The organism is Pseudomonas sp. CG7 (genome assembly GCF_023701885.1).
Classification (GTDB): Bacteria; Pseudomonadota; Gammaproteobacteria; order Pseudomonadales; family Pseudomonadaceae; genus Aquipseudomonas; species Aquipseudomonas zanjanensis.
The window spans coordinates 1-22,638 of the sequence record NZ_JABAEE010000095.1 but is presented as its reverse complement, the minus strand read 5'-3'; the positions used below and the strand labels follow the sequence as shown (position 1 = coordinate 22,638).

Genomic DNA, 22,638 nt, shown 5'->3' with positions numbered 1-22,638 from the left:
GTCATGGTGGGGGCGGGTCGCAAAAAGCGCGGAGGGTACGCCAGGGTCGGCCAGGCCTTATTGACTTGGATCAAGGGCACAGTGCAAGCGTGACGGCACTCCGGCGAGTCCTGGCTGACTAATGTGTATCTCGCCTTTGGACATGGAAAGCTGATGAATCGAAAGATGCTGCAAAACAAAGCCCAGATGTTGCTGCTGGTGCTGGTCACGGTCGCCTTTATCTGGATTCTGCTGCCGTTCTACGGGGCGGTATTCTGGGCGGTGATCCTGGGTATCGTCTTTGCGCCGATGCAGCGCCGCCTGCAGTTCAAGTTCGGTTGGCACCGCAATCTCACGTCGTTGTTCACCTTGAGCATCTGTGTGGTCATCGCGATCCTGCCGGTGATTGTCATCAGCATGTTGCTGGTCCAGGAGGGAGCGGCGCTGTACAAGAGCCTGGAAAGCGGTGAGCTGGACATTGCCGATTACCTGGCCCGCTTCAAGGATGCCTTGCCGCCGTACTTCCAGAATCTGCTGGACCGCTTCGGCCTGGGCAACCTGAGCGGCTTGCGTGACAAGATCGTCAAGAGCGCGATGCAGGGCAGCGAATTCTTCGCCACCCAGGCCTTCAGTTTCGGCCAGGGTACCTTTCAGTTCCTGGTCAGCTTCTTCGTGATGCTCTATCTGCTGTTCTTCTTTCTGCGCGACGGTGCGGAGCTGGTGCGCAAGGTACGCACGGCCATTCCCTTGGCGGAACATCAAAAACGCCGCTTGCAGTTGAAATTCAATCGGGTGGTGCGGGCTACCGTGAAAGGCAACCTGTTGGTCGCCATTACCCAAGGTGCGCAGGGGGGGCTGATCTTCTGGATCCTGGGGATCCCGACGGTATTGCCCTGGGCGGTGCTGATGGCGTTCCTGTCATTGTTGCGTGCGGTGGGGGCAGGTCTTGTCTGGGCGCGGGTGGCGGTGTATTTCCTGCTCTCGGGAGCGATTTGGCAGGGCGTGGTGCTGACGTTGTTCGGAGTGTTCGTGATTGGCCTGGTGGACAATTTCCTGCGGCCGATCCTGGTGGGCAAGGACACCAAGATGCCCGAGTACCTGGTGCTGGGCTCGACACTGGGTGGGCTGGCGGTGTTCGGACTGAACGGCTTCGTGATCGGGCCGCTGATCGCTGCGCTGTTCATGTCGTGCTGGGCCTTGTTTGTCGAAGGCTCGCCGCGGGTGCAACTGCCCTAGGCGCTCAACAAATAGGGCCCGATACGTTGCGACAGCGCCTGTGCGGCGGGCAGTGAAGTCAGCGGGCCGCTGATGGTCACGCCGTCCTGCACCAGATACCAGCAGGCCAGCAACCCGAGCTCCCGGAGTGGGGCGGGGACGGCGCTGCCAATGACAGACATGATTTGAACCTTGGGCATGGGAAACCTCCATCAATCGATGGGGTTACCTTACGGCTCAGGGGGAAGGACGGAAAATCAACTGGCTCAATAGTAGGAATCGATGCCGCTCAATCGACGACCAGATCGAGCATGTGCACCACTTCCTGCTCATTGAGCAGGCCCTTGCGCACCAGGTTTTCCGCCAGCAGGGAAAGGAATTTGGCGCTGCGGTGGCCTTCCAGTTGCTTGAGTTCGGTCAGTACGTTGTACACCTTGCTGGAGGTGCACAGGCCGACAATGCGATGGGGGTTTTGTGTGGGCATACCTTCGTCCTTGTTTTTATGAAGCTGTTGTTGGCGGACAGAGCCAGTTTGCGGCCCTGTCATGACGCTCACGTGACAGCTTGGGTTGTCGGAAAAAGAAAGCAGGATCCGGACCATATTGCCTTTTTGGTGCCGGATTGTTGTTCCCGCAGCGACCTCGGCCAGGCTTATATGGCCATCCACCTGTTTTTCGCCCACAAAAAAGCCCCTGGATCTTTCGATCCAGGGGCTTTTTGTGTGTTGCTGTCTGGCTCCACGACCTGGACTCGAACCAGGGACCCAGTGATTAACAGTCACTTGCTCTACCAACTGAGCTATCGCGGAATGGCGCGTATGTTACTGATTGGAAAAGAGAAGTCAAGCGTCTATTGCCGGGCGGCGCATTCCTGCTGCCCATTGAGGGACAATCAACGATTGGCAGTTACCGCAACGGCGGGAGAGGGCTACCATGGTTGCCCGGAAGTGGCAGGACGCGCTGCCGGCCATTCGCCGACATTGAGGTACGCGCCATGAACCATCTGTTACCCCTTCACACAGCCCGTTGCGCCGAGGTGTGCCTGTGAGTACCGCCCAGATCAGTTTGCCCAAGGGCGTGGGGCCTCATGCCGAGAAACTGTACGACGCCATTACCCAGGCCAGCACCGCCGAGGCGCTGAATCGCGCCGGTGGCAAGGCCGAGGGGTTTGTCCTGGGGCTGGAAAGCACCAAGGCGATCAAGAGCCAAGTGGCTGAGTCGTTGTATGTCATCTATGACGATGCGGCGAGCCAGCGGGCGACGGAGCTGTAGCTTCAGCGAGAGTGCCGTGCCCGGTGCTTTTGTGGCCTTGTTTTTGTGGTTTGCTTTTGTGGCGAGGGAGCTTGCTCCCGCTGGGCTGCGCAGCAGCCCCAAAATGCTTGGTTAAATCAGTCTGAAATACCGAGGTGGTTGGTTTTAGGGCTGCTGCGCAGCCCAGCGGGAGCAAGCTCCCTCGCCACAGAAACAAAACCACAGAAACAGACCACAGAAGCAAGCCACAAAACATCAGGTCAAAAAAAGGGAAGCCAATGGCTTCCCGTTTTTTCATCCAGCGTCGAGGCGTCAGATCACCTGGACGATGGCCTTGGTCACGGCATCGATGTTGTTCTGGTTCAGCGCGGCCACGCAGATGCGGCCGGTGTCCAGGGCATAGATACCAAACTCGTTGCGCAGGCGCGTCACTTGTTCAACGGTCAGGCCGGAGTAGGAGAACATCCCGCTCTGGCGGGCGACGAAGCTGAAGTCGTGGTGCGGCGCGGCCTTGGCCAGCATGTCGACCATCTGGTCGCGCATGCCGCGAATCCGCAGGCGCATTTCGGCCAGTTCGGCTTCCCACTGCGCGCGCAGCTCGGGGCTGTTGAGCACGGCAGCAACGATGCTGGCGCCATGGGTTGGCGGGTTGGAGTAGTTGGTGCGGATCACGCGCTTGACCTGGGACAGCACGCGGGCGCTTTCTTCCTTCGATTCGCTGACGATCGACAGGGCGCCAACGCGCTCGCCGTACAACGAGAACGATTTGGAGAACGAGCTGGAGGCAAAGAAGGTCAGCCCCGACTCGGCGAACAGGCGCACGGCCGCCGCGTCTTCGTCGATGCCTTCGCCAAAGCCCTGGTAGGCCATGTCCAGGAACGGTACGTGGTTCTTGGCCTTGACGACCGCCAGCACGTTTTTCCAGTCTTCCGGGCTCAGGTCCACGCCGGTCGGGTTGTGGCAGCAAGCGTGCAGCACAACGATCGAACGGTCGGGCAGGGCGTTGAGGTCTTCCAGCAGGCCGCTGCGGTTCACGTCGTGGGTGGCGGCGTCGTAGTAGCGGTAGTTCTGCACCGGGAAGCCGGCGGTTTCGAACAGGGCGCGGTGGTTTTCCCAGCTCGGGTCGCTGATGGCGACGACGGCGCCAGGCAGCAGTTGCTTGAGGAAGTCGGCACCGATCTTCAGTGCGCCGGTGCCGCCCACGGCCTGGGTGGTGATGACGCGGCCGGAAGCGATCAGCGCCGAGTCCTTGCCGAACAGCAGGGTCTGCACGGCCTGGTCGTAGGCGGCAATGCCGTCGATTGGCAGGTAACCACGGGAAACGTGCTGAGCCACGCGAATCGTCTCGGCTTCGACAACGGCGCGCAGCAATGGAATGCGCCCTTCCTCGTTGCAGTAAACACCCACCCCCAGGTTCACCTTATTGGTACGGGTGTCGGCGTTGAAAGCTTCGTTGAGGCCCAGGATGGGGTCGCGGGGTGCCAATTCGACAGCGGAAAACAGGCTCATTAGTGCGCGGCTCTGAATGGAGAGTGAGGGGACGTGTGGCGCTCCAGCCGAATGCACTAGAGCGGTGCACAAACGGGGAGCTAGTATAGAGGCCATCACCCGGCACGGCGACAGGCGATTCGGCTTTTACGGTAAGTTTTTTCGATTTTTTTCGACCGTTAGTCCTCTCGCCGCGTCAAAGTCTTCAAGGCGTGTAGGACGTTCGTCTTGAAAGCGAAGGCATTCACCTCCACATTGTGTGCATCCCAGCTTTTTCCTCGGACGACATCAGTCGTTTCGGTCTTTCTCGTTCTTGTCGGCTGGCCGACAGGAGTGAATCCAGAGGTTATGTCATGTCTGAATTCCAGCTAGTCACCCGCTTCCAGCCCGCCGGCGATCAGCCGGAAGCCATCCGTCTGATGGTCGAGGGCATCGAGGCCGGGCTGGCGCACCAGACGTTGCTCGGTGTGACCGGTTCGGGCAAGACCTTCAGCATCGCCAATGTGATCGCCCAGGTGCAGCGCCCGACCCTGGTACTGGCGCCGAACAAGACCCTGGCGGCGCAGCTCTACGGTGAGTTCAAGGCGTTTTTCCCGAATAATGCCGTCGAGTACTTCGTGTCCTACTACGACTACTACCAGCCCGAGGCCTACGTGCCGTCCTCGGACACCTTCATCGAGAAGGATGCCTCGATCAACGATCACATCGAACAGATGCGACTGTCGGCGACCAAGGCGTTGCTCGAGCGCAAGGACGCGATCATCGTCACCACGGTGTCGTGCATCTACGGCCTGGGCAGCCCGGAAACCTACCTGAAAATGGTGCTGCACGTGGATCGCGGCGACAAACTCGACCAGCGCGCCTTGCTGCGGCGCCTGGCGGACTTGCAGTACACCCGCAACGACATGGATTTCGCCCGGGCGACGTTCCGGGTGCGCGGCGATGTGATCGACATCTATCCGGCGGAATCGGACCTGGAAGCGATCCGCATCGAGCTGTTCGACGATGAAGTGGAGAGTATCTCGGCGTTCGACCCGCTGACCGGCGAAGTGATCCGCAAGTTGCCCCGCTTCACGTTCTACCCCAAGAGCCACTACGTGACGCCTCGGGAAACCCTGCTGGCCGCCATCGAAGGGATCAAGGTCGAGTTGCAGGAACGCCTGGAGTACCTGCGTTCGAACAACAAATTGGTGGAGGCCCAGCGCCTGGAGCAACGCACCCGCTTCGACCTGGAGATGATCCTGGAACTGGGCTACTGCAACGGCATCGAGAACTACTCGCGTTACTTGTCGGGTCGCCCGGCGGGTGCGCCGCCGCCCACCTTGTATGATTACTTGCCCGCCGATGCCTTGCTGGTGATCGACGAATCCCACGTCAGCGTGCCCCAGGTCGGCGCCATGTACAAAGGCGCCCGTTCGCGCAAGGAAACACTGGGGGAGTACGGTTTCCGCCTGCCCTCGGCCCTGGACAACCGCCCGATGCGTTTCGATGAATGGGAGAGCGTGAGCCCGCAGACGATTTTCGTCTCGGCCACCCCCGGCAACTACGAAGCCGAGCATGCCGGCCGCGTCATCGAGCAATTGGTCCGGCCGACCGGGCTGGTCGACCCGCAGATTGAAGTGCGCCCGGCGCTGACCCAGGTCGATGACCTGCTGTCGGAAATCACCAAGCGCGTGGCGGTGGAGGAGCGGGTGCTGGTCACCACGCTGACCAAGCGCATGGCCGAAGACCTCACCGACTACCTGGCCGACCATGGCGTGCGGGTGCGTTACCTGCACTCGGACATCGACACGGTGGAACGGGTCGAGATCATCCGCGACCTGCGCCTGGGCACCTTCGATGTGCTGGTGGGCATCAACCTGCTACGTGAAGGCCTGGACATGCCGGAAGTGTCGCTGGTGGCGATCCTTGATGCGGACAAGGAAGGTTTCCTGCGTTCCGAGCGTTCGTTGATCCAGACCATTGGTCGCGCGGCACGTAATCTCAATGGCCGGGCGATTCTGTATGCCGATCGCATCACCGGCTCCATGGAGCGGGCCATCGGCGAGACCGAGCGCCGCCGCGACAAGCAGATCGCCTTCAACCTGGCCAACGGCATCACCCCCAAGGGCGTCTTCAAGGACGTCGCCGACATCATGGAAGGCGCCACCGTGCCCGGCTCGCGCAGCAAGAAGCGCAAGGGCATGGCCAAGGCCGCCGAAGAGAGCGCCCGCTACGAGGCCGAACTGCGCTCGCCGAGCGAAATCACCACGCGGATCCGGCAGCTGGAAGAGAAAATGTACCAACTGGCCCGGGACCTGGAGTTCGAGGCGGCGGCGCAATTGCGCGATGAGATTGGCAAGTTGCGGGAGCGGTTGCTGACTGTCTGAGGTTTTGTGCCGCACTTAAGGGCCTCATCGTCGGAACGCCGCCCGGAGCAAGCTCGCTCCCACAGGAAACCAAGTCGTCTGGACTGGATGCGGTCCAGTGTGGGAGCGAGCTTGCTCGCGATGGGCGCGACTCGGTCTAACGACTGGCCACACAAATCCCGCTCTCACTGGAGCCCGCCCGCCATCGCCTGTTACCATTCGCCCCCTGTTCGATCTTCGCTTTTATATTCTTTCCGAGACATGCCATGACCACCGTCCGCACCCGCATCGCGCCTTCGCCTACTGGCGATCCCCATGTCGGCACCGCCTATATCGCTTTGTTCAACTATTGCTTTGCCAAGCAGCATGGCGGCGAGTTCATCCTGCGGATCGAGGACACCGACCAGTTGCGTTCGACCCGCGAGTCCGAACAGCAGATCTTCGATGCCCTGCGCTGGTTGGGGATCGACTGGAGCGAAGGCCCGGACGTCGGCGGCCCGCACGGCCCGTATCGCCAGAGCGAGCGCGGCGAGATCTACAAGCAGTACTGCCAGCAGCTGGTGGACATGGGGCATGCGTTCCCTTGCTTCTGCACCGCCGAAGAACTGGACCAGATGCGCGCCGAGCAAATGGCCCGTGGCGAAACCCCGCGCTACGACGGCCGGGCGCTGCTGCTGTCCAAGGAAGAAGTCGCCCGGCGCCTGGCCGCTGGCGAGCCCCATGTGATTCGCATGAAAGTACCGACCGAAGGCGTCTGCATCGTGCCGGACATGCTGCGTGGCGATGTCGAGATCCCGTGGGATCGCATGGACATGCAAGTGCTGATGAAGACCGATGGCCTGCCGACGTACTTCCTGGCCAACGTGGTCGACGATCACCTGATGGGCATCACTCACGTACTGCGCGGTGAAGAATGGCTGCCGTCCGCGCCGAAACTGATCCTGCTCTACGAATACTTCGGCTGGGAACAGCCGCAGCTGTGCTACATGCCGCTGCTGCGTAACCCGGACAAGAGCAAGCTGTCCAAGCGCAAGAACCCGACCTCGGTGACCTTCTACGAGCGCATGGGCTTCATGCCCGAGGCCATGCTCAACTACCTGGGCCGCATGGGCTGGTCGATGCCGGACGAACGCGAGAAGTTCTCGCTGCAGGAAATGGTCGAGCACTTCGACCTGTCGCGCGTCTCCCTGGGCGGGCCGATCTTCGACGTCGAGAAGCTGTCGTGGCTCAACGGCCAGTGGCTGCGGGACCTGCCGGTGGAAGAGTTTGCCGCTCGCGTGCAGAAGTGGGCATTGAACCCCGAGTACATGATGAAGATCGCTCCCCATGTGCAGGGCAGGGTAGAGACCTTCAGCCAGATCGCCCCGCTGGCCGGCTTCTTCTTCGCCGGTGGCGTGACGCCGGACGCGAAGTTGTTCGAATCCAAGAAGCTCTCCGGCGACCAGGTGCGCCAGTTGATGCAACTGATCCTGTGGAAGCTGGAAAGCCTGCGTCAGTGGGAGAAGGACAGCATCACCGCGACCATCCAGGCCGTGGTGGAGTCGCTGGAGTTGAAATTGCGCGATGCCATGCCGTTGATGTTCGCCGCCATTACCGGCCAGGCCAGCTCGGTGTCGGTGCTCGATGCGATGGAAATTCTCGGGCCGGACCTGACCCGTTTCCGTCTGCGCCAGGCCATCGATCTGCTCGGTGGCGTGTCGAAGAAGGAAAACAAGGAGTGGGAAAAACTGCTGGGCGCGATCGCCTAAGCGCTCCATGAGGCAGGACATACCCCGGTTTTCCGGGGTTTGTCGGTAAGTGATTGTTATCCCGGCAAAAAATTTTCAAATTTGTTGAAAATAAATTTGACAGCCCTCCGATACGCCCTTAAGATTCGCCCCGTCCTCAGCGATGAGGGGCTATAGCTCAGCTGGGAGAGCGCTTGCATGGCATGCAAGAGGTCGACGGTTCGATCCCGTCTAGCTCCACCAATTTACACTTCAAGGCCTGGCCACACCGGCCTTGAAGCGATCAACACTCAGCGTTGATCAGTTGTATAGAAGGGTTTGCGTCCCCTTCGTCTAGTGGCCTAGGACACCGCCCTTTCACGGCGGTAACAGGGGTTCGAGTCCCCTAGGGGACGCCAGTTTTACAGAAGCGATGTTGCAAGATGTCGCTCCGCCGCGAGGCGAAAAATCCGGGGCTATAGCTCAGCTGGGAGAGCGCTTGCATGGCATGCAAGAGGTCGACGGTTCGATCCCGTCTAGCTCCACCAATTTACACTTCGAGGTCTGGCCACACCGGCTTTGAAGCGATCAGTTCTCAGCACTGATCACGTTAGAAGGTTTGTGTCCCCTTCGTCTAGTGGCCTAGGACACCGCCCTTTCACGGCGGTAACAGGGGTTCGAGTCCCCTAGGGGACGCCACGATTACCCGCTCTGCGGGATTTTATAAGGGTCATTCAATTCTTGAATGGCCCTTTTGTTTGTCTGGCGTCTGGCCAATTTCCTATCCTTGAAAAACACTTCTCTGACCGGCGGTCAAAATTTCCGCTTGCGGAAAATTATTACATGGATAATATTTCAATCGTAATATTCGGAGGCGACGATGAGCGATAAAAAGGCACAAACCCGTGAACGCATTCTCAAGGCCGCCAGCGATGCGCTGATCCAGCGTGGGCCGGCAGAGCCGAGCGTGGGCGAGGTGATGGGCGCAGCCGGACTGACGGTGGGCGGTTTTTACGCCCATTTCGAAAGCAAGGATGCCTTGATGCTGGAGGCCTTCAAGCAACTGCTCAATCGCCGCCGCGGCTTGATCGCCGATATGGACGGCGAGCTGACAGGCGAAGAGCGACGTGCCCTGGTCGCCGCGTTCTATCTGTCACGCAAGCACCGCGATTCCACCGAGCAAGCCTGCCCGATCCCGGCGTCGGTCGGTGAGCTCGGGCGGCTGCCGGATGCGTTTCGTGAGGTGCTCAATGAGCACATCGAGTTGATGGTCGCGCAATTGGCGGCCAGCCCGGAGGACGCCGACAAGGCTTTGGCCGATATCGCGTTGATGGTCGGTGGCCTGGCCCTGGCACGGGCGTTGGGCCCGGGAGAGTTATCGGATCGTTTGCTGCGCGCCGCCAAGTCGGCGGTGCGTTGAACTGAGGCGCAAGCCCTGGAGATGAGCGATGGACAGGTTGAGCTGGATTCGTGGCGTCAATGGCACGCTGGGTTGGGTGGCTCCGGGCTTGGTGGCAAAACAGATGCGCTCGCTGTTCATGCGCCCTCGAAACTTGCCGCCACGGGATTGGGAGCTGCCGTTGCTGGCGACGTCCCAGCGAGTCACCTTGCGCTTCGGTCTCTCGGCCTTGCGCTGGGGCAAAGGTCCGGCAGTCCTGCTGATGCATGGCTGGGAAGGGCGGCCCACCCAGTTCGCGGCGCTGATCACGGCCCTGGTGGATGCCGGTTACACGGTCGTGGCGCTGGACGGTCCGGCCCATGGTCGCTCACCGGGTCGCGAGGCGAATGTCCTGTTGTTCGCCCGGGCCATGCTCGAAGCCGCCGCCGAGCTGCCGCCGTTGCAGGCGGTGATCGGGCATTCCATGGGCGGCGCCAGTGCCATGTTGGCCGTCCAGCTGGGGTTGCGTACCGAGACGCTGGTCAGCATCGCCGCGCCTGCGCGCATTCTTGGGGTGCTGCGCGGTTTCTCCCGGATGATGGGCCTGCCGCCCAAGGCGCGTTCGGCCTTCATTCGCCAGGTGGAAAACGATGTGGGCATGTCGGCCTCGAAGATGGATGTAGCGCATTATCAGCTGGACGTGCCGGGGTTGATCGTCCATGCCGAGGACGACACGTCGGTTTCGGTCAAGGAGTCGCAGTTGATTCATGAGGCCTGGTTCGACAGTCGCTTGCTGCGACTGCCGCAGGGCGGGCATCAGCGGGTGCTGGCCGATCCACGTGTCATTGATGGCGTGTTATCACTGCTGGCCGGTCGCAGCCTGCAAGCGCGGCAATCGGCTTGAGCATCCGGTACACTGCCCCGATCCAAATTCGACCGGGAGAGGGGCATGGGCTGGGATCGGGCAACGCCATTCATCATTGATCTTCAGGTCAATGCCGAAGACATCGACGGGCTGGGCCACGCCAACAACGCGGTGTACGTCACCTGGCTCGAGCGCTGCGCCTGGCGCCATTCCCAGCGCCTGGGCCTGGATCTGGTGGAGTACCGGCGCCTGGATCGGGCCATGGCCGTGGTGCGGCATGAAATCGATTACCTGGCGGCCGCCTATGAGGGCGACGAGCTGCAATTGGCGACCTGGATCGTCGACTGGGACCAGCGCCTGAAAATGACCCGGCATTTCCAACTGGTCCGTCCCAGCGACAACACCACGCTGCTGCGGGCCCAGACCACTTTTGTCTGCATCGAATTGTCCAGCGGCCGGCCCAAGCGCATGCCACCGGAATTCATTGAAGGTTATGGCGTGGCGCTGAATTCAACTGGCCTCTTCATAGACTGACCCACCGCCATCGCGAGCAAGCTCGCTCCCACAGGGATTGGTGGTGGATTTCGATTTTGTGGGCGTCTTGGAACCGGTGTGGGAGCGAGCTTGCTCGCGATAGCGGCGGTACATCCAGCATCTTCGCAAGCTGACCCACCGCCATCGCGAGCAAGCTCGCTCCCACAGGGTTTGGTGGTGAATTCCGATGTCTGGGGCAAAATCCGGTAAACTGCCGCACGTTTTTTCGTTCGAGTATGTGTTTCCATGCAAATTGCCCTGGCGCCCATGGAAGGGTTGGTCGACAACATCCTGCGGGACGTCCTGACCCGTGTTGGCGGTATCGACTGGTGTGTCACCGAGTTCATCCGCGTCAACGACCGTCTGCTCACGCCGGCCTATTTCCACAAGCTCGCTCCTGAGCTGCTGACCGGTGCCCAAACGGCTGCCGGCGTGCCGTTGCGGGTGCAGTTGCTCGGCTCCGATCCGGTATGCCTGGCGGAAAACGCCGCGTTGGCATGTGAATTGGGCTCGGAGGTGATCGACCTGAACTTCGGTTGCCCGGCCAAGACCGTGAACAAATCCCGGGGCGGGGCGGTATTGCTCAAGGAACCGGAACTGCTTAACGAAATCGTCGAACATGTGCGCCGCGCCGTGCCGAAACACATCCCGGTGACGGCCAAGATGCGCCTGGGTTTCGATAGTCCGGACGGTGCATTGGTCTGTGCCACGGCGTTGGCTGAAGGCGGCGCTGCGCATATCGTGGTGCATGCGCGAACCAAGGTCGACGGCTACAAGCCCCCGGCCCATTGGGAGTGGATCCCCCGCGTCCAGGAAGTGGTCAAGGTGCCGGTGTTCGCCAATGGCGATATCTGGAGTGTCGAGGATTGGCGCCGTTGCCGCGAAATCAGCGGTGTCGAGGACATCATGCTCGGTCGCGGCCTCGTTTCCCGCCCTGACCTGGCCCGGCAGATCGCCGCCGCCCGGGCTGGCGAAGAGGTGGTCGAGATGTCCTGGGCCGAGCTGCAACCGATGCTTCACGACTTCTGGGGGCAAGTGGTCGAGCAACTGACACCGCGCCAGGCGCCGGGCCGTCTGAAGCAGTGGCTGGCGATGTTGACCCGCAATTACCCCGAAGCGGTGGCGCTGTTTACCGCCCTGCGCCGGGAAACCGACCTCGACGCGGTGGGGCATTTGCTGGGTGTTCAGCGCACCGAAGCGGCCTGAAAAAAATTTCAAAAAAACCTCTTGAAAAGTATTTGGCGGACCCTAGATAGGGGTTACGCGATGCCGAATTCGGGTCGCGGAGACAAAAAACCTTGCTGAATTTTTCAGGAGATTTGAATCATGAGTACTGCATTTTCGCTGGCCCCCCTGTTCCGTTCCTCGGTAGGCTTCGACCGTTTCAACGATTTGTTCGAAACCGCCCTGCGCAACGAACCAGGCAGCAGCTATCCACCCTACAATGTGGAAAAACATGGTGATGACGAGTACCGCATCGTGGTCGCCGCCGCCGGGTTCCAGGAAGAAGACCTGGACCTGCAAGTGGAAAAAGGCGTGCTGACCATCAGTGGCGGCAAGCGTGAAGCCAGCAACGACAGCGTCACTTTCCTGCACCAGGGCATTGCCCAGCGTGCGTTCAAGCTGTCCTTCCGGTTGGCGGACCATATCGAGATCAAGTCCGCTGGCCTGCGCAACGGTCTGTTGAGCATCGACCTGTTGCGAGTGGTTCCGGAAGAGGCGAAAGCCAAGCGCATCCCGATCAACGGGGCGCAGCAGCAACCCGCGCTGCAAAACTGATGCATCGCAACTGAAGAAGGGCGCCATATGGCGCCCTTTTTCATTTATTGGTGGGGGGGTATGGAAGATCAATTGTGGCGAGGGAGCTTGCTCCCGCTGGGCGCGAAGCGACCCTGAAACCAGTCAACTCGGTGCGTCAGGCTGGTCTGAGGCGAATCTTCTATTTTTGGGGCCGCTGCGCAGCCCAGCGGGAGCAAGCTCCCTCGCCACAAAAGCTCCCTATCCCGAACACCTAGGGCAACAACCGCTCAAACGCCTCCAGCGGCAACGGCCGACTGTGCAGGTAACCCTGGTACAAATGGCAATCGAGCCCTTGCAGGAAGTGCAATTGCTCCAGGGTCTCCACGCCTTCGGCAATCATTACCAGGTTGAGGCTGCGGGCCATGGCGACGATGGCGCGGATGATTTCGGCGTCGTTGGGGTCGGTGGTGGCGTCGCGCACGAATGACTGGTCGATTTTCAGCGTGTCCACCGGCAGGCGCTTGAGGTAGGTCAGCGACGAATAACCGGTGCCGAAATCGTCCATGGCGAAGCTCACCCCCAGTTTCTTGAGTCGGCGCATCTTGGCGATGGTGTCGTCGAGGTTCTGGATCACGATGCCTTCGGTGATCTCCAGTTTCAGCAGCGAGCAAGGCAGGCCGTGGTGGGCCAGGCTGTTTTCGATGCGTTCGACGAAGTCACTCTGGCGGAACTGCCGTGGGCTGATGTTCACGCACAGGCTGAATCGCTGCGGGTCGATCTTGCCCTTGGCGATCAGTTGCTTGAAGCCGTCGCAGGCTTCATCGAGGATCCAGGTCCCGACTTCGAGGATCAGGCCGCTGTCTTCCAGCACTTTGATGAATTCATTGGGCGATTGGGCGCCGAGCTCCGGGTGGTGCCAGCGCACCAGGGCTTCGGCGCCGACGATGCGGTTGTCTCGCGCGTCGACCTGAGGCTGGAAATGCAGGCTGAACTCGCCGCGGGCCAGGGCCTGACGCAGATCGGTTTCCATGCGCAGCCGTTCGCTGGCAGCTTTTTGCATGGTGTTGTGGAACATCTGCGAGGTGTTGCGTCCCGAATCCTTGGCGCGGTACAGCGCGATGTCCGCGCGCTTGAGCAAATCGGTGGGCGTGGAGCCGTGGTCGGGGATCAGCGCGATGCCGATGCTTGGCGTGACCTGCAGGCGTTGGCCATCGAGAAACATGGGTTCCGAGAGCAGTTCACGCAGGGTGTCGGCCAGGGTCTGCACTTGCTTGCTGACCTGGCTGCGCGAGCCTTCCAGGCCGCTGAGCAAAACCACGAACTCGTCGCCGCCCAGTCGTGCAACGGTGTCTTCCAGGCGCACGCTGGCTTCCAGGCGGGCAGTGATGATTTTAAGCACGGTATCGCCCACCGGGTGACCGAGGGAGTCGTTGATGTGCTTGAAGTGGTCCAGGTCGAGAAACAGCAGGGCACCCCGCAAGTTGTGACGCTTGAGCAGGGCGATCTGCTGGCTCAGGCGGTCCAACAGCAAGGCCCGGTTGGGCAGGTTGGTCAGCGAGTCGTGATAGGCCAGGTGGCGGCTCTGGGCTTCGGCATTGCGCAGCAGGCTGACGTCCCGGGCGGTCAACAGCAGGCAGGCGGTTTCATTGAGGATGATGGGCTCGACCGAGACCTCTACCGTAAGGATTTCCCCCCGGTTATTGCGCCCGAGCATTTCCTGGTGGACTACACGACCCTTGAGTTGCAGTTCGGCCAGCAGGGCGGCGCGCTGTTTTTCTTCGGCCCAGATGCCCACTTCGTAGACCGTACGCCCGATCACTTCGTCGGCGCGGTAGCCGGTCAGCCGGCAGAAGCCGTCGTTGACTTCCAGGTAGCGACCGCTTTCGAGTTCGGTAATGGTGATGGCGTCGGGGCTGGAATGAAACGCCTTGGCGAATTTCTCCTCGCTGGCCTTGAGAGCGGCTTCGGAGCGTTGCTGCTGCGTGATGTCGCGCAAGGTCGTGACGATGCACGGCTGGTTGCCAACGTTGATTTGCCGGCTGGAAATCACGCAGGTCAGCGGCTGGCCGTTCTTATGGTGAACGACGATGGCGACATTGTTCAGCGATTGTTCGCGGATCACCCGTTCGATGCGTTGCAGGCTGCTGCCCGAGGCATCCCAGAGGCCAATTTGGTCGGCACTGAGGCCGATCACGTCGCGGGTGGTCCAGCCAAAAGTCTGGGTGAAGCTGGAGTTGATCTCGAGGAACCGACCACTGTCTTGGTGAGTGACGCAGATCGGGTCGGGACTGACCTGGAACAGCGTGGCGAATTTCTCTTCCGAAGCGGCCAGGCTCTGTTCGCGTTCCACCTGGTCGGTGATGTCCAGCAAGGTCCCGGCCATGCGCAAGGGGCTGCCGTCGTTGTTGCGGTGGAGCCGGGCGCGGCTTTCCAGGTAGCGCGAGCTGCCGTCCGGCAGTTGTACGCGGTAGGTCAGCTGGTAATTGCCCGCCGGGCCTTCCCGCAGGCTGCGGTAGGCGTTGCGCATGTTGTTGCGTTCCTCGGTGGGGACCCCCTCGAAAAACGCATCGAACGATTCGTGGAACGGCTTGGGTTCCAGGCCATGGAGCTGCGCGGCCCGGGCCGAGCCGTAGAGCATGCCGCTGGGAATGTGCCAGTCCCAGGTGCCCAGTTGCGCCGAGTCGAGGGCCAGGTCCAGGCGTTCCTGGCTGTCCTTGAGCGCCTGCTCGGCGAGTTTGCGCTCAGTGGTGTCGAGGAACGTGCTCAGCAGGTACGGCTGGCCTTCGAGTTCGACTTTCTGCGCACTGAGAATGCCGGTATGGATCTGACCGTTGCTGGCCCGGAATTCCACCTCCATGCTGATCAGTTCGCCCTTGGCCTTGGTCGCCTCCACCAGTTTCGCCCGCTGCTTGGGGTCAACCCACAAGCCCAGCTCCAGCGTGGTGCGGCCGATCACGTCATGCACCGGCCAACCGAACAGGCTTTCGAAATACTGGTTGGCCTCGCTGATCAGGCCGTCTTCCTGGCGGGTCAGCAGGACCATGTTCGGGCACAGATGAAAGAGCGTGGCGAAGCGTTTTTCCGAGCTGCGCAGCGCCTGTTCCCGCTCGCGCTGATGGGTGATTTCGCGAATCACCCCGATCATGCGCGGACGACCGTGTTTGTCGGGCAGCACGCTGCCACTGATCTCCAGCCAGTGCAGGCTGCCGTCGGGCCAGACGATGCGATGGTGCATGGCCTGTTCCAGCGGCGCCCCGGCCACCGCCGCATGAAAGGCGCGCACGGCCCTGGCCCGGTCTTCGGGCAACAGCAGGTCGAGGTAGTCCACGTCGGCTGGCAACGGCTGGCGCGGATCGAAGCCGAACAGCGCCTGGGTGCCGCGGGACCAACTGATCCGTCCGCTCTCGATGTCCCACGACCAGGCGCCCAGCCGCGCGCCGTTCAGGGCGGCCAGCAACTGTGGCGCGCTGTCCCAGCTTTGCTCGGACCGCTTCGGGTCGAGCGCCTGGATGCGCGGCAGGGGCGGGAGATGGTCAGCGGGTTTGGGCATTTTTCTAGCGAGCCTTGAGCGGGTGTGGGTATTAAGCACAGGCATTCAAGGCCCTACAGGCGTGGCACAACCTATGCCTTTTTCCTTGGCAAATCGATTTGTGCGTCCAGTAAGGCCATGAAAGCCCGTGCGGCGTTCGATAGCGTCCGTTCGGTGTGCAAGATATAGCCTAGCTGGCGACTGAGCTGTATGCCCGGTAAAGGAATGCGCGCCACTTGTTCGTCGAGCATGGTGCGCGGCAGAACGCTCCAGGCCAGGCCTATGGAAACCATCATTTTTATGGTTTCCAGATAATTCGTGCTCATGGCGATGTTCGGCGTCAGGCCCTGGGCCTCGAACAGCCGTTGAACGATGTGGTGGGTAAAGGTGTTGCCCCCGGGAAACACCGCCGGATGCAAGGCGATGTCCGCCAGGGTCACCGCGCCTTTCTCCAGCAAGGCATGTTCCGGGGCGACCACGAAATCCAGGGGGTCGTCCCACACCGGCGTGGCCCGGACCAGCGTGTGGGGTTCGGGGGCGAGGGTGATGACGGCCAGTTCCGCCCGGCCATGGAGGATTTCTTCGTAGGCCACTTCCGAATCCAGGAACTGGATGTCCAGCGCCACCTGGGGATAGCGCCGGGTGAACTCTCTCAGTAAAGGCGGCAGGCGATGCAGGCCGATGTGGTGGCTGGTGGCGAGGGTCAGGCGCCCGGTCACTTCGCCGGTCAGATTGGTCAGGGCGCGGCGGGTGTCGTCGAGCACGTTGAGGATCTGATAAGCGCGTGGCAACAGGGCTCGGCCGGCCTCGGTCAGGCCCCCCTCCCGGCCCAGGCGGGCGAACAGGCGCACTTTGAGCTGCTGCTCAAGACCGGCAATGCGCTTGCTGATGGCCGGCTGGGTCAGGTGCAGGCGTTCGCCGGCGCCGGAGAAACTGCCCGTCTCGGCGATGGCAATAAAAGCATTGAGGTTGGCGAGGTCCATGGCGGTTCCGGTCAGATTCCAGTTGGTTATGCAAAGCATGAAAAATATGAATTTGAGTTATTTAATGTAACCCCATAGGATCAGCCTCACAAGCCAAGGGGTTATTGATTCGTTCAAGGCCCGGGGCATAGAAACAAGCTGATGAGGAAACCGTCTGATGGCCGGCAAAACGCTCTACGACAAGCTCTGGGATTCGCATTTGGTCAAGCAGCGCGACGATGGCTCGGCGCTGATCTACATCGATCGCCACATCATTCACGAAGTGACGTCGCCGCAGGCCTTCGAAGGCCTGCGCCTGGCCGGACGCAAGCCGTGGCGCATCGATGCCAACATCGCGACCCCGGACCACAACGTACCGACCACGCCGGAGCGCAAGGGCGGCATCGAAGCGATTGCCGACCAGGTCTCGCGCCTGCAAGTCCAGACCCTCGACGATAACTGTGACGAATACGGCATCGTCGAATTCAAGATGAACGATGTGCGCCAGGGCATCGTCCACGTCATCGGCCCGGAGCAGGGCGCGACCTTGCCCGGCATGACCGTGGTCTGCGGCGACTCGCACACCTCGACCCACGGTGCTTTTGGCGCCCTGGCCCATGGCATCGGCACGTCCGAGGTGGAGCATGTGCTCGCCACCCAGTGCCTGGTCGCCAAGAAAATGAAAAACATGCTGGTGCGCGTCGAAGGCAAGTTGCCGTTCGGGGTGACCGCCAAGGACATCGTCCTGGCCGTGATCGGCAAGATCGGCACCGCCGGCGGTAACGGCCATGCCATCGAGTTCGCTGGCAGCGCGATCCGCGACTTGTCCGTCGAAGGCCGCATGACGATCTGCAACATGTCCATCGAGGCTGGCGCCCGCGTCGGCCTGGTGGCCGCCGATGAAAAAACCGTGGAATACGTCAAGGGCCGTCCGTTCTCGCCAAAAGGCGCGGAATGGGACATGGCGGTCGAGGGCTGGAAAGACCTGGTCTCCGATGCCGATGCCAAGTTCGACACGGTGGTCGAGCTCGACGCGACGCAGATCAAGCCGCAAGTGAGCTGGGGCACTTCGCCGGAGATGGTTTTGGCCGTGGACCAGAACGTACCGGATCCGGCCAAGGAAATGGACCTGGTCAAGCGCGATTCCATTGTCCGCGCCTTGAAATACATGGGCTTGAGCGCCAACCAGGCGATCACCGACATTCAGCTCGATCGCGTGTTCATCGGTTCTTGCACCAACTCGCGGATTGAAGACCTGCGCGCCGCAGCGGTGATCGCCAAGGGCCGCAAGGTGGCCTCGACCATCAAGCAGGCCATCGTGGTGCCGGGCTCGGGCCTGGTGAAAGCCCAGGCCGAAGCGGAAGGGCTGGACAAGATTTTCCTCGAAGCCGGTTTCGAGTGGCGTGAGCCAGGGTGCTCGATGTGCCTGGCGATGAACCCCGATCGCCTGGAGTCGGGCGAGCATTGCGCCTCCACCTCCAACCGTAACTTCGAAGGCCGTCAAGGCGCCGGTGGCCGTACGCACCTGGTGAGCCCGGCCATGGCCGCCGCGGCCGCCGTCAACGGCCGTTTCGTCGACGTCCGCGAATTGATCTGAAGGAGCGCAGCATGAAAGCTTTTACCCAGCACACCGGTCTTGTCGCGCCTTTGGATCGTGCCAACGTCGACACCGACCAGATCATTCCCAAGCAGTTCTTGAAGTCCATCAAGCGCACCGGTTTTGGCCCGAACCTGTTCGACGAATGGCGCTACCTGGACGTCGGCCAGCCGTACCAGGACAACTCCAAGCGGCCGCTGAACAAGGATTTCGTGCTCAACGCCGAGCGTTACCAGAGCGCCAGCGTGTTGCTGGCCCGGGAGAACTTCGGCTGCGGTTCGAGCCGCGAGCACGCGCCATGGGCCCTGGAAGAATACGGTTTCCGCAGCATCATCGCGCCGAGCTACGCCGACATCTTCTTCAATAACAGCTTCAAGAACGGCTTGCTGCCGATCATCCTCAGCGATGCTGACGTGGATGAACTGTTCCAGCAGGTCGAGGCCAACCCCGGCTATCAATTGCAGATCGACTTGGCCGCCCAGACCGTGACCCGTCCCGACGGTAAGGTGCTGGGTTTCGAGATCGATGCGTTCCGCAAGCATTGCCTGCTCAACGGCCTGGATGACATCGGCCTGACCTTGCAGGACGGCGAGGCGATTGCCGCGTTCGAGGCCAAGCATCGGGCGAGCCAGCCTTGGTTGTTTCGCGATGCTTGATTGACCTGAGATTGATGTCGTCAGTGCGGGCCCCTTCGCGAGCAAGCTCGCTCCCACACATATTTTGTGAACACCGCAAATCCCCTGTGGGAGCGAGCTTGCTCGCGATGAGGCCATAACAGACATACCCAAAAGGAAGCTACCCATGACCAGCACCGCCCACAGCCAAGTCGTCCAAAAGCAATTCGGTGAACAGGCCTCGGCCTACCTGAGCAGTGCCGTGCACGCCCAGGGCGCTGAATTCGCGCTGCTACAGGCTGCGTTGGCCGGTCGTGGCGATGCCCGTGTGCTGGACCTGGGGTGCGGCGCTGGCCATGTGAGTTTCCATGTGGCGCCACTGGCTGGTGAAGTGGTGGCTTATGATTTGTCCCAGCAGATGCTTGACGTGGTCGCCACGGCGGCTGCCGAGCGTGGCTTGGGCAATATCAGCACGGTTCGTGGCGCCGCCGAGCGCCTGCCGTTCGCCGACGCTGAGTTCGACTTCGTGTTCAGCCGTTATTCGGCGCATCATTGGAGCGACCTCGGCCTGGCGCTGCGGGAAGTCCGGCGGGTGCTCAAGCCGGGCGGGGTGATGGCGTTCATTGACATCCTGTCGCCGGGCATGCCGTTGCTGGACACGTACCTGCAAAGCATCGAAGTGCTGCGCGACACCAGCCATGTGCGCGATTATTCGGCCGACGAATGGTTGCGCCAGGTCAGCGAAGCGGGGCTGCACACCCGCAGCACCTCGCGCCAGCGCCTGCGCCTGGAGTACCGCTCCTGGGTCGAGCGCATGCGCACGCCCGAGGTGATGCGTGCGGCCATTCTCCAGCTGCAGCGTTCGATGGGCGACGAAGTGTGTGAATATTTTGAGATTGAGGCCGATGGTTCGTTCAGTACAGATGTACTGGTGCTGTGGGCCGAGCGATAGCATTTTTCCCGGCCCGGCCTTGGGTACGAAGCCCGGGCCCGTGTCGACAGAGCAAATGAGGAAAGCATGAGCAAGCAGATTCTGATTCTCCCAGGTGATGGCATTGGTCCGGAAATCATGGCCGAGGCGGTCAAGGTCCTGGAACTGGCGAACGACAAGTACGGCCTGGGCTTCGAGCTCAGCCACGACGTGATCGGCGGCGCGGCCATCGACAAGCACGGCGTGCCCCTGGCCGATGAAACCCTGGATCGTGCCCGTGCCGCCGATGCCGTGCTGCTGGGCGCCGTGGGCGGCCCGAAATGGGACAAGATCGAACGCGACATCCGCCCCGAGCGCGGCCTGCTGAAGATTCGCGCGCAACTGGGCCTGTTCGGCAACCTGCGTCCAGCGATCCTTTACCCGCAACTGGCCGATGCCTCCAGCCTGAAGCCGGAAATCGTCTCGGGCCTGGACATCCTCATCGTCCGTGAGCTGACCGGCGGTATCTACTTCGGCGCCCCGCGTGGCACCCGTGAGCTGGAAAACGGCGAGCGCCAGGCCTACGACACCCTGCCGTACAGCGAAAGCGAAATTCGCCGTATCGCCCGGGTCGGCTTCGACATGGCCCGCGTGCGTGGCAAGAAGCTGTGCTCGGTGGACAAGGCCAACGTGCTGGCTTCCAGCCAACTTTGGCGTGAAGTGGTCGAGCAGGTGGCCCAGGATTACCCGGACATCGAGCTGAGCCACATGTACGTCGACAACGCCGCCATGCAACTGGTGCGTGCGCCGAAGCAATTCGACGTGATCGTCACCGACAATATGTTCGGCGACATCCTGTCCGACGAAGCGTCGATGCTCACCGGTTCCATCGGCATGCTGCCGTCGGCCTCCCTGGATGCCAACAACAAGGGCATGTATGAGCCGTGCCACGGCTCGGCGCCTGACATCGCCGGGCAAGGCATTGCCAACCCATTGGCGACCATCCTGTCGGTGTCGATGATGCTGCGCTACAGCTTCAACTTGAACGACGCCGCCGACGCGATCGAAAAAGCCGTCAGTGTGGTCTTGGACCAAGGCTTGCGCACCGGTGATATCTGGTCGCAAGGTTGTACCAAAGTCGGTACGCAGCAAATGGGCGATGCAGTAGTCGCGGCGCTGCGGAATCTGTAATCTTTCGGGCCCACCGCTTCGACGGTGGCCCACTTTTGTATAGGTGTAGTTGCGATGAAACGTGTAGGTCTGATCGGTTGGCGCGGCATGGTCGGTTCCGTGCTCATGCAGCGAATGCTGGAAGAGCAGGATTTCGATCTCATTGAACCGGTGTTTTTCACCACGTCCAATGTCGGTGGCCAGGGCCCGTCCGTGGGCAAGGACACCGGTGTGCTCAAGGATGCCTACAGCATCGAAGAGCTCAAGACCCTTGACGTGATCCTGACCTGCCAGGGCGGCGACTACACCAGCGAAGTATTCCCCAAGCTGCGTGAAGCCGGCTGGCAGGGTTACTGGATCGACGCCGCTTCCAGCCTGCGCATGCAGGACGATGCGGTGATCATCCTCGACCCGGTGAACCGCAAGGTCATCGACCAGCAGTTGGACGCGGGCACCAAGAACTACATCGGCGGCAACTGCACCGTCAGCCTGATGCTGATGGGCCTGGGTGGCCTGTTCGAAGCCGGTCTGGTGGAGTGGATGAGCGCCATGACCTACCAGGCGGCGTCCGGTGCCGGCGCGCAGAACATGCGTGAGCTGATCAAGCAGATGGGCGCGACCCACGCCGCCGTCGCCGATGACCTGGCCAACCCGGCCAGCGCCATCCTCGACATCGACCGCAAGGTCGCCGAGGCGATGCGCAGCGATGCCTACCCGACCGAAAACTTCGGCGTGCCGTTGGCCGGCAGCCTGATTCCTTGGATCGACAAGGAACTGCCTAACGGTCAGAGTCGTGAAGAATGGAATGCCCAGGCCGAAACCAACAAGATCCTGGGTCGCTTCAAGAGCCCGATCCCGGTGGACGGCATCTGCGTGCGCATCGGCGCCATGCGTTGCCACAGCCAGGCGCTGACCATCAAGCTGAACAAAGACGTGCCGATCGCCGACATCGAAGGCCTGATCAGCCAGCACAACCCTTGGGTCAAGCTGGTGCCGAACAATCGCGAGACCAGCATGCAGGAGCTGAGCCCGACCAAGGTCACCGGCACCCTGAATGTACCGGTGGGCCGTCTGCGCAAACTGAACATGGGTTCGCAATTCGTCGGTGCCTTCACCGTCGGCGACCAGTTGCTGTGGGGCGCGGCCGAACCGCTGCGCCGCATGCTGCGGATCCTGCTCGAGCGTTGATCGATTGTCGCTGTGAAAGAACCCGTGCCTTGTGAGAGGCGCGGGTTTTTTATTGGAAGAGCCGCTTGAGGCATGTGGTGTCAGGGGCGGCCTCATCGCGAGCAAGCTCGCTCCCACATGGGATCTTCAGTGGACACAAAACCTGTGGGCGCGCGCGTGCTGGCG

Annotated in this window: 19 protein-coding genes and 5 tRNA genes; 18 read left to right on the top strand and 6 right to left on the bottom strand. The window is 61.4% G+C overall.

The genetic code is table 11. From position 1 onward, the window contains the following. Positions 1-153: 153 nt before the first annotated feature. On the top strand, positions 154-1,215 hold the full coding sequence (locus HGO40_RS26795; protein WP_250965491.1) for an AI-2E family transporter: 1,062 nt from the start codon (positions 154-156) through the stop codon (positions 1,213-1,215). Here the strand turns inward: HGO40_RS26795 and HGO40_RS26790 are convergent. The 3 genes from HGO40_RS26790 to HGO40_RS26780 all read right to left on the bottom strand — a co-directional run bounded on the left by HGO40_RS26790 (position 1,212) and on the right by HGO40_RS26780 (position 2,002). Next, positions 1,212-1,394, bottom strand: coding sequence for a hypothetical protein (locus HGO40_RS26790; protein ID WP_003203898.1), 183 nt, complete (start codon positions 1,392-1,394; stop codon positions 1,212-1,214). The genes HGO40_RS26795 and HGO40_RS26790 overlap by 4 nt on opposite strands. A gap of 89 nt (positions 1,395-1,483) precedes the next feature. Then, complete coding sequence (locus tag HGO40_RS26785) at positions 1,484-1,678, bottom strand: hypothetical protein (protein ID WP_003203896.1); 195 nt, start codon at positions 1,676-1,678, stop codon at positions 1,484-1,486. A 248-nt stretch (positions 1,679-1,926) separates the two neighbouring features. After that, positions 1,927-2,002, bottom strand: a tRNA-Asn gene (locus tag HGO40_RS26780). A gap of 235 nt (positions 2,003-2,237) precedes the next feature. Between HGO40_RS26780 and HGO40_RS26775 the strand changes: the two genes are divergently transcribed. Then, entirely contained in the window at positions 2,238-2,465 is a 228-nt protein-coding gene (locus HGO40_RS26775) for a hypothetical protein (RefSeq protein WP_014337443.1), read from the top strand. A gap of 291 nt (positions 2,466-2,756) precedes the next feature. Here HGO40_RS26775 and HGO40_RS26770 read toward each other — a convergent pair whose 3' ends face one another. Further along, complete coding sequence (locus tag HGO40_RS26770) at positions 2,757-3,953, bottom strand: amino acid aminotransferase (RefSeq protein ID WP_250965490.1); 1,197 nt, start codon at positions 3,951-3,953, stop codon at positions 2,757-2,759. 332 nt (positions 3,954-4,285) lie between these two features. Between HGO40_RS26770 and uvrB the strand changes: the two genes are divergently transcribed. The 11 genes from uvrB to HGO40_RS26715 all read left to right on the top strand — a co-directional run bounded on the left by uvrB (position 4,286) and on the right by HGO40_RS26715 (position 12,542). After that, positions 4,286-6,301, top strand: coding sequence for an excinuclease ABC subunit UvrB (gene uvrB, locus HGO40_RS26765; RefSeq protein ID WP_250965489.1), 2,016 nt, complete (start codon positions 4,286-4,288; stop codon positions 6,299-6,301). A 245-nt stretch (positions 6,302-6,546) separates the two neighbouring features. Next, the gene (gene gltX, locus HGO40_RS26760) at positions 6,547-8,028 is read left to right on the top strand and encodes a glutamate--tRNA ligase (RefSeq protein WP_250965488.1); all 1,482 of its coding nucleotides are present in this window, start codon (positions 6,547-6,549) and stop codon (positions 8,026-8,028) included. A 146-nt stretch (positions 8,029-8,174) separates the two neighbouring features. After that, a tRNA-Ala gene (locus HGO40_RS26755) sits at positions 8,175-8,250 on the top strand. Between the two features lie 79 nt (positions 8,251-8,329). Continuing rightward, a tRNA-Glu gene (locus HGO40_RS26750) sits at positions 8,330-8,405 on the top strand. Positions 8,406-8,458: 53 nt separating this feature from the next. Continuing rightward, a tRNA-Ala gene (locus tag HGO40_RS26745) sits at positions 8,459-8,534 on the top strand. 75 nt (positions 8,535-8,609) lie between these two features. Next, positions 8,610-8,685: transfer RNA gene (locus HGO40_RS26740), tRNA-Glu, on the top strand. Between the two features lie 181 nt (positions 8,686-8,866). Next, the gene (locus HGO40_RS26735; protein ID WP_058546579.1) at positions 8,867-9,406 is read left to right on the top strand and encodes a TetR/AcrR family transcriptional regulator; all 540 of its coding nucleotides are present in this window, start codon (positions 8,867-8,869) and stop codon (positions 9,404-9,406) included. 28 nt (positions 9,407-9,434) lie between these two features. Then, positions 9,435-10,268 (top strand): alpha/beta fold hydrolase, encoded by an 834-nt coding sequence (locus HGO40_RS26730; RefSeq protein WP_250965487.1) that lies wholly within the window; start codon positions 9,435-9,437, stop codon positions 10,266-10,268. 45 nt (positions 10,269-10,313) lie between these two features. Continuing rightward, positions 10,314-10,763, top strand: a complete 450-nt coding sequence (locus tag HGO40_RS26725) for an acyl-CoA thioesterase (RefSeq protein ID WP_250965486.1) — start codon at positions 10,314-10,316, stop codon at positions 10,761-10,763. A 246-nt stretch (positions 10,764-11,009) separates the two neighbouring features. After that, positions 11,010-11,969, top strand: a complete 960-nt coding sequence (locus tag HGO40_RS26720) for a tRNA dihydrouridine synthase (RefSeq protein WP_250965485.1) — start codon at positions 11,010-11,012, stop codon at positions 11,967-11,969. 120 nt (positions 11,970-12,089) lie between these two features. Then, entirely contained in the window at positions 12,090-12,542 is a 453-nt protein-coding gene (locus tag HGO40_RS26715; protein WP_053123476.1) for an Hsp20 family protein, read from the top strand. 232 nt (positions 12,543-12,774) lie between these two features. On the opposite strand, the gene HGO40_RS26710 is transcribed toward HGO40_RS26715, so the two are convergent. Together HGO40_RS26710 and HGO40_RS26705 are read right to left on the bottom strand one after the other, a co-directional pair. Then, complete coding sequence (locus HGO40_RS26710) at positions 12,775-16,053, bottom strand: EAL domain-containing protein (RefSeq protein WP_250965484.1); 3,279 nt, start codon at positions 16,051-16,053, stop codon at positions 12,775-12,777. Positions 16,054-16,124: 71 nt separating this feature from the next. Beyond that, positions 16,125-17,015, bottom strand: coding sequence for a LysR family transcriptional regulator (locus tag HGO40_RS26705; RefSeq protein WP_250965483.1), 891 nt, complete (start codon positions 17,013-17,015; stop codon positions 16,125-16,127). A 157-nt stretch (positions 17,016-17,172) separates the two neighbouring features. Here HGO40_RS26705 and leuC point away from each other — a divergent pair, with 157 nt between their 5' ends. The 5 genes from leuC (at position 17,173) to asd (ending at position 22,473) form a co-directional block, all read left to right on the top strand. Continuing rightward, entirely contained in the window at positions 17,173-18,591 is a 1,419-nt protein-coding gene (gene leuC / locus HGO40_RS26700) for a 3-isopropylmalate dehydratase large subunit (protein ID WP_250965482.1), read from the top strand. 11 nt (positions 18,592-18,602) lie between these two features. Then, the gene (leuD, locus tag HGO40_RS26695; RefSeq protein ID WP_250965481.1) at positions 18,603-19,247 is read left to right on the top strand and encodes a 3-isopropylmalate dehydratase small subunit; all 645 of its coding nucleotides are present in this window, start codon (positions 18,603-18,605) and stop codon (positions 19,245-19,247) included. 145 nt (positions 19,248-19,392) lie between these two features. Then, positions 19,393-20,157: a class I SAM-dependent methyltransferase gene (locus tag HGO40_RS26690; RefSeq protein ID WP_250965480.1), complete on the top strand. Its 765-nt coding sequence runs from the start codon at positions 19,393-19,395 to the stop codon at positions 20,155-20,157. Between the two features lie 66 nt (positions 20,158-20,223). Next, a complete protein-coding gene (gene leuB / locus HGO40_RS26685; protein ID WP_207966796.1) occupies positions 20,224-21,306 on the top strand; it encodes a 3-isopropylmalate dehydrogenase in 1,083 nt (360 codons plus the stop codon). Between the two features lie 54 nt (positions 21,307-21,360). Then, positions 21,361-22,473, top strand: coding sequence for an aspartate-semialdehyde dehydrogenase (asd, locus tag HGO40_RS26680; RefSeq protein WP_250965479.1), 1,113 nt, complete (start codon positions 21,361-21,363; stop codon positions 22,471-22,473). Positions 22,474-22,638: the final 165 nt, after the last annotated feature.

Bases quoted from the DNA above. Each gene is read 5' to 3' on its own strand.
- leuD (WP_250965481.1), top strand. From the start codon at position 18,603: ATGAAAGCTTTTACCCAGCACACCGGTCTTGTCGCGCCTTTGGATCGT.
- leuC (WP_250965482.1), top strand. From the start codon at position 17,173: ATGGCCGGCAAAACGCTCTACGACAAGCTCTGGGATTCGCATTTGGTC.
- asd (WP_250965479.1), top strand. From the start codon at position 21,361: ATGAAACGTGTAGGTCTGATCGGTTGGCGCGGCATGGTCGGTTCCGTG.
- HGO40_RS26770 (WP_250965490.1), bottom strand. From the start codon at position 3,953: ATGAGCCTGTTTTCCGCTGTCGAATTGGCACCCCGCGACCCCATCCTG.
- HGO40_RS26795 (WP_250965491.1), top strand. From the start codon at position 154: ATGAATCGAAAGATGCTGCAAAACAAAGCCCAGATGTTGCTGCTGGTG.
- gltX (WP_250965488.1), top strand. From the start codon at position 6,547: ATGACCACCGTCCGCACCCGCATCGCGCCTTCGCCTACTGGCGATCCC.
- HGO40_RS26735 (WP_058546579.1), top strand. From the start codon at position 8,867: ATGAGCGATAAAAAGGCACAAACCCGTGAACGCATTCTCAAGGCCGCC.
- HGO40_RS26715 (WP_053123476.1), top strand. From the start codon at position 12,090: ATGAGTACTGCATTTTCGCTGGCCCCCCTGTTCCGTTCCTCGGTAGGC.
- HGO40_RS26690 (WP_250965480.1), top strand. From the start codon at position 19,393: ATGACCAGCACCGCCCACAGCCAAGTCGTCCAAAAGCAATTCGGTGAA.
- HGO40_RS26730 (WP_250965487.1), top strand. From the start codon at position 9,435: ATGGACAGGTTGAGCTGGATTCGTGGCGTCAATGGCACGCTGGGTTGG.
- HGO40_RS26710 (WP_250965484.1), bottom strand. From the start codon at position 16,053: ATGCCCAAACCCGCTGACCATCTCCCGCCCCTGCCGCGCATCCAGGCG.
- leuB (WP_207966796.1), top strand. From the start codon at position 20,224: ATGAGCAAGCAGATTCTGATTCTCCCAGGTGATGGCATTGGTCCGGAA.
- HGO40_RS26790 (WP_003203898.1), bottom strand. From the start codon at position 1,394: ATGCCCAAGGTTCAAATCATGTCTGTCATTGGCAGCGCCGTCCCCGCC.
- HGO40_RS26705 (WP_250965483.1), bottom strand. From the start codon at position 17,015: ATGGACCTCGCCAACCTCAATGCTTTTATTGCCATCGCCGAGACGGGC.
- HGO40_RS26785 (WP_003203896.1), bottom strand. From the start codon at position 1,678: ATGCCCACACAAAACCCCCATCGCATTGTCGGCCTGTGCACCTCCAGC.
- HGO40_RS26725 (WP_250965486.1), top strand. From the start codon at position 10,314: ATGGGCTGGGATCGGGCAACGCCATTCATCATTGATCTTCAGGTCAAT.
- HGO40_RS26720 (WP_250965485.1), top strand. From the start codon at position 11,010: ATGCAAATTGCCCTGGCGCCCATGGAAGGGTTGGTCGACAACATCCTG.
- uvrB (WP_250965489.1), top strand. From the start codon at position 4,286: ATGTCTGAATTCCAGCTAGTCACCCGCTTCCAGCCCGCCGGCGATCAG.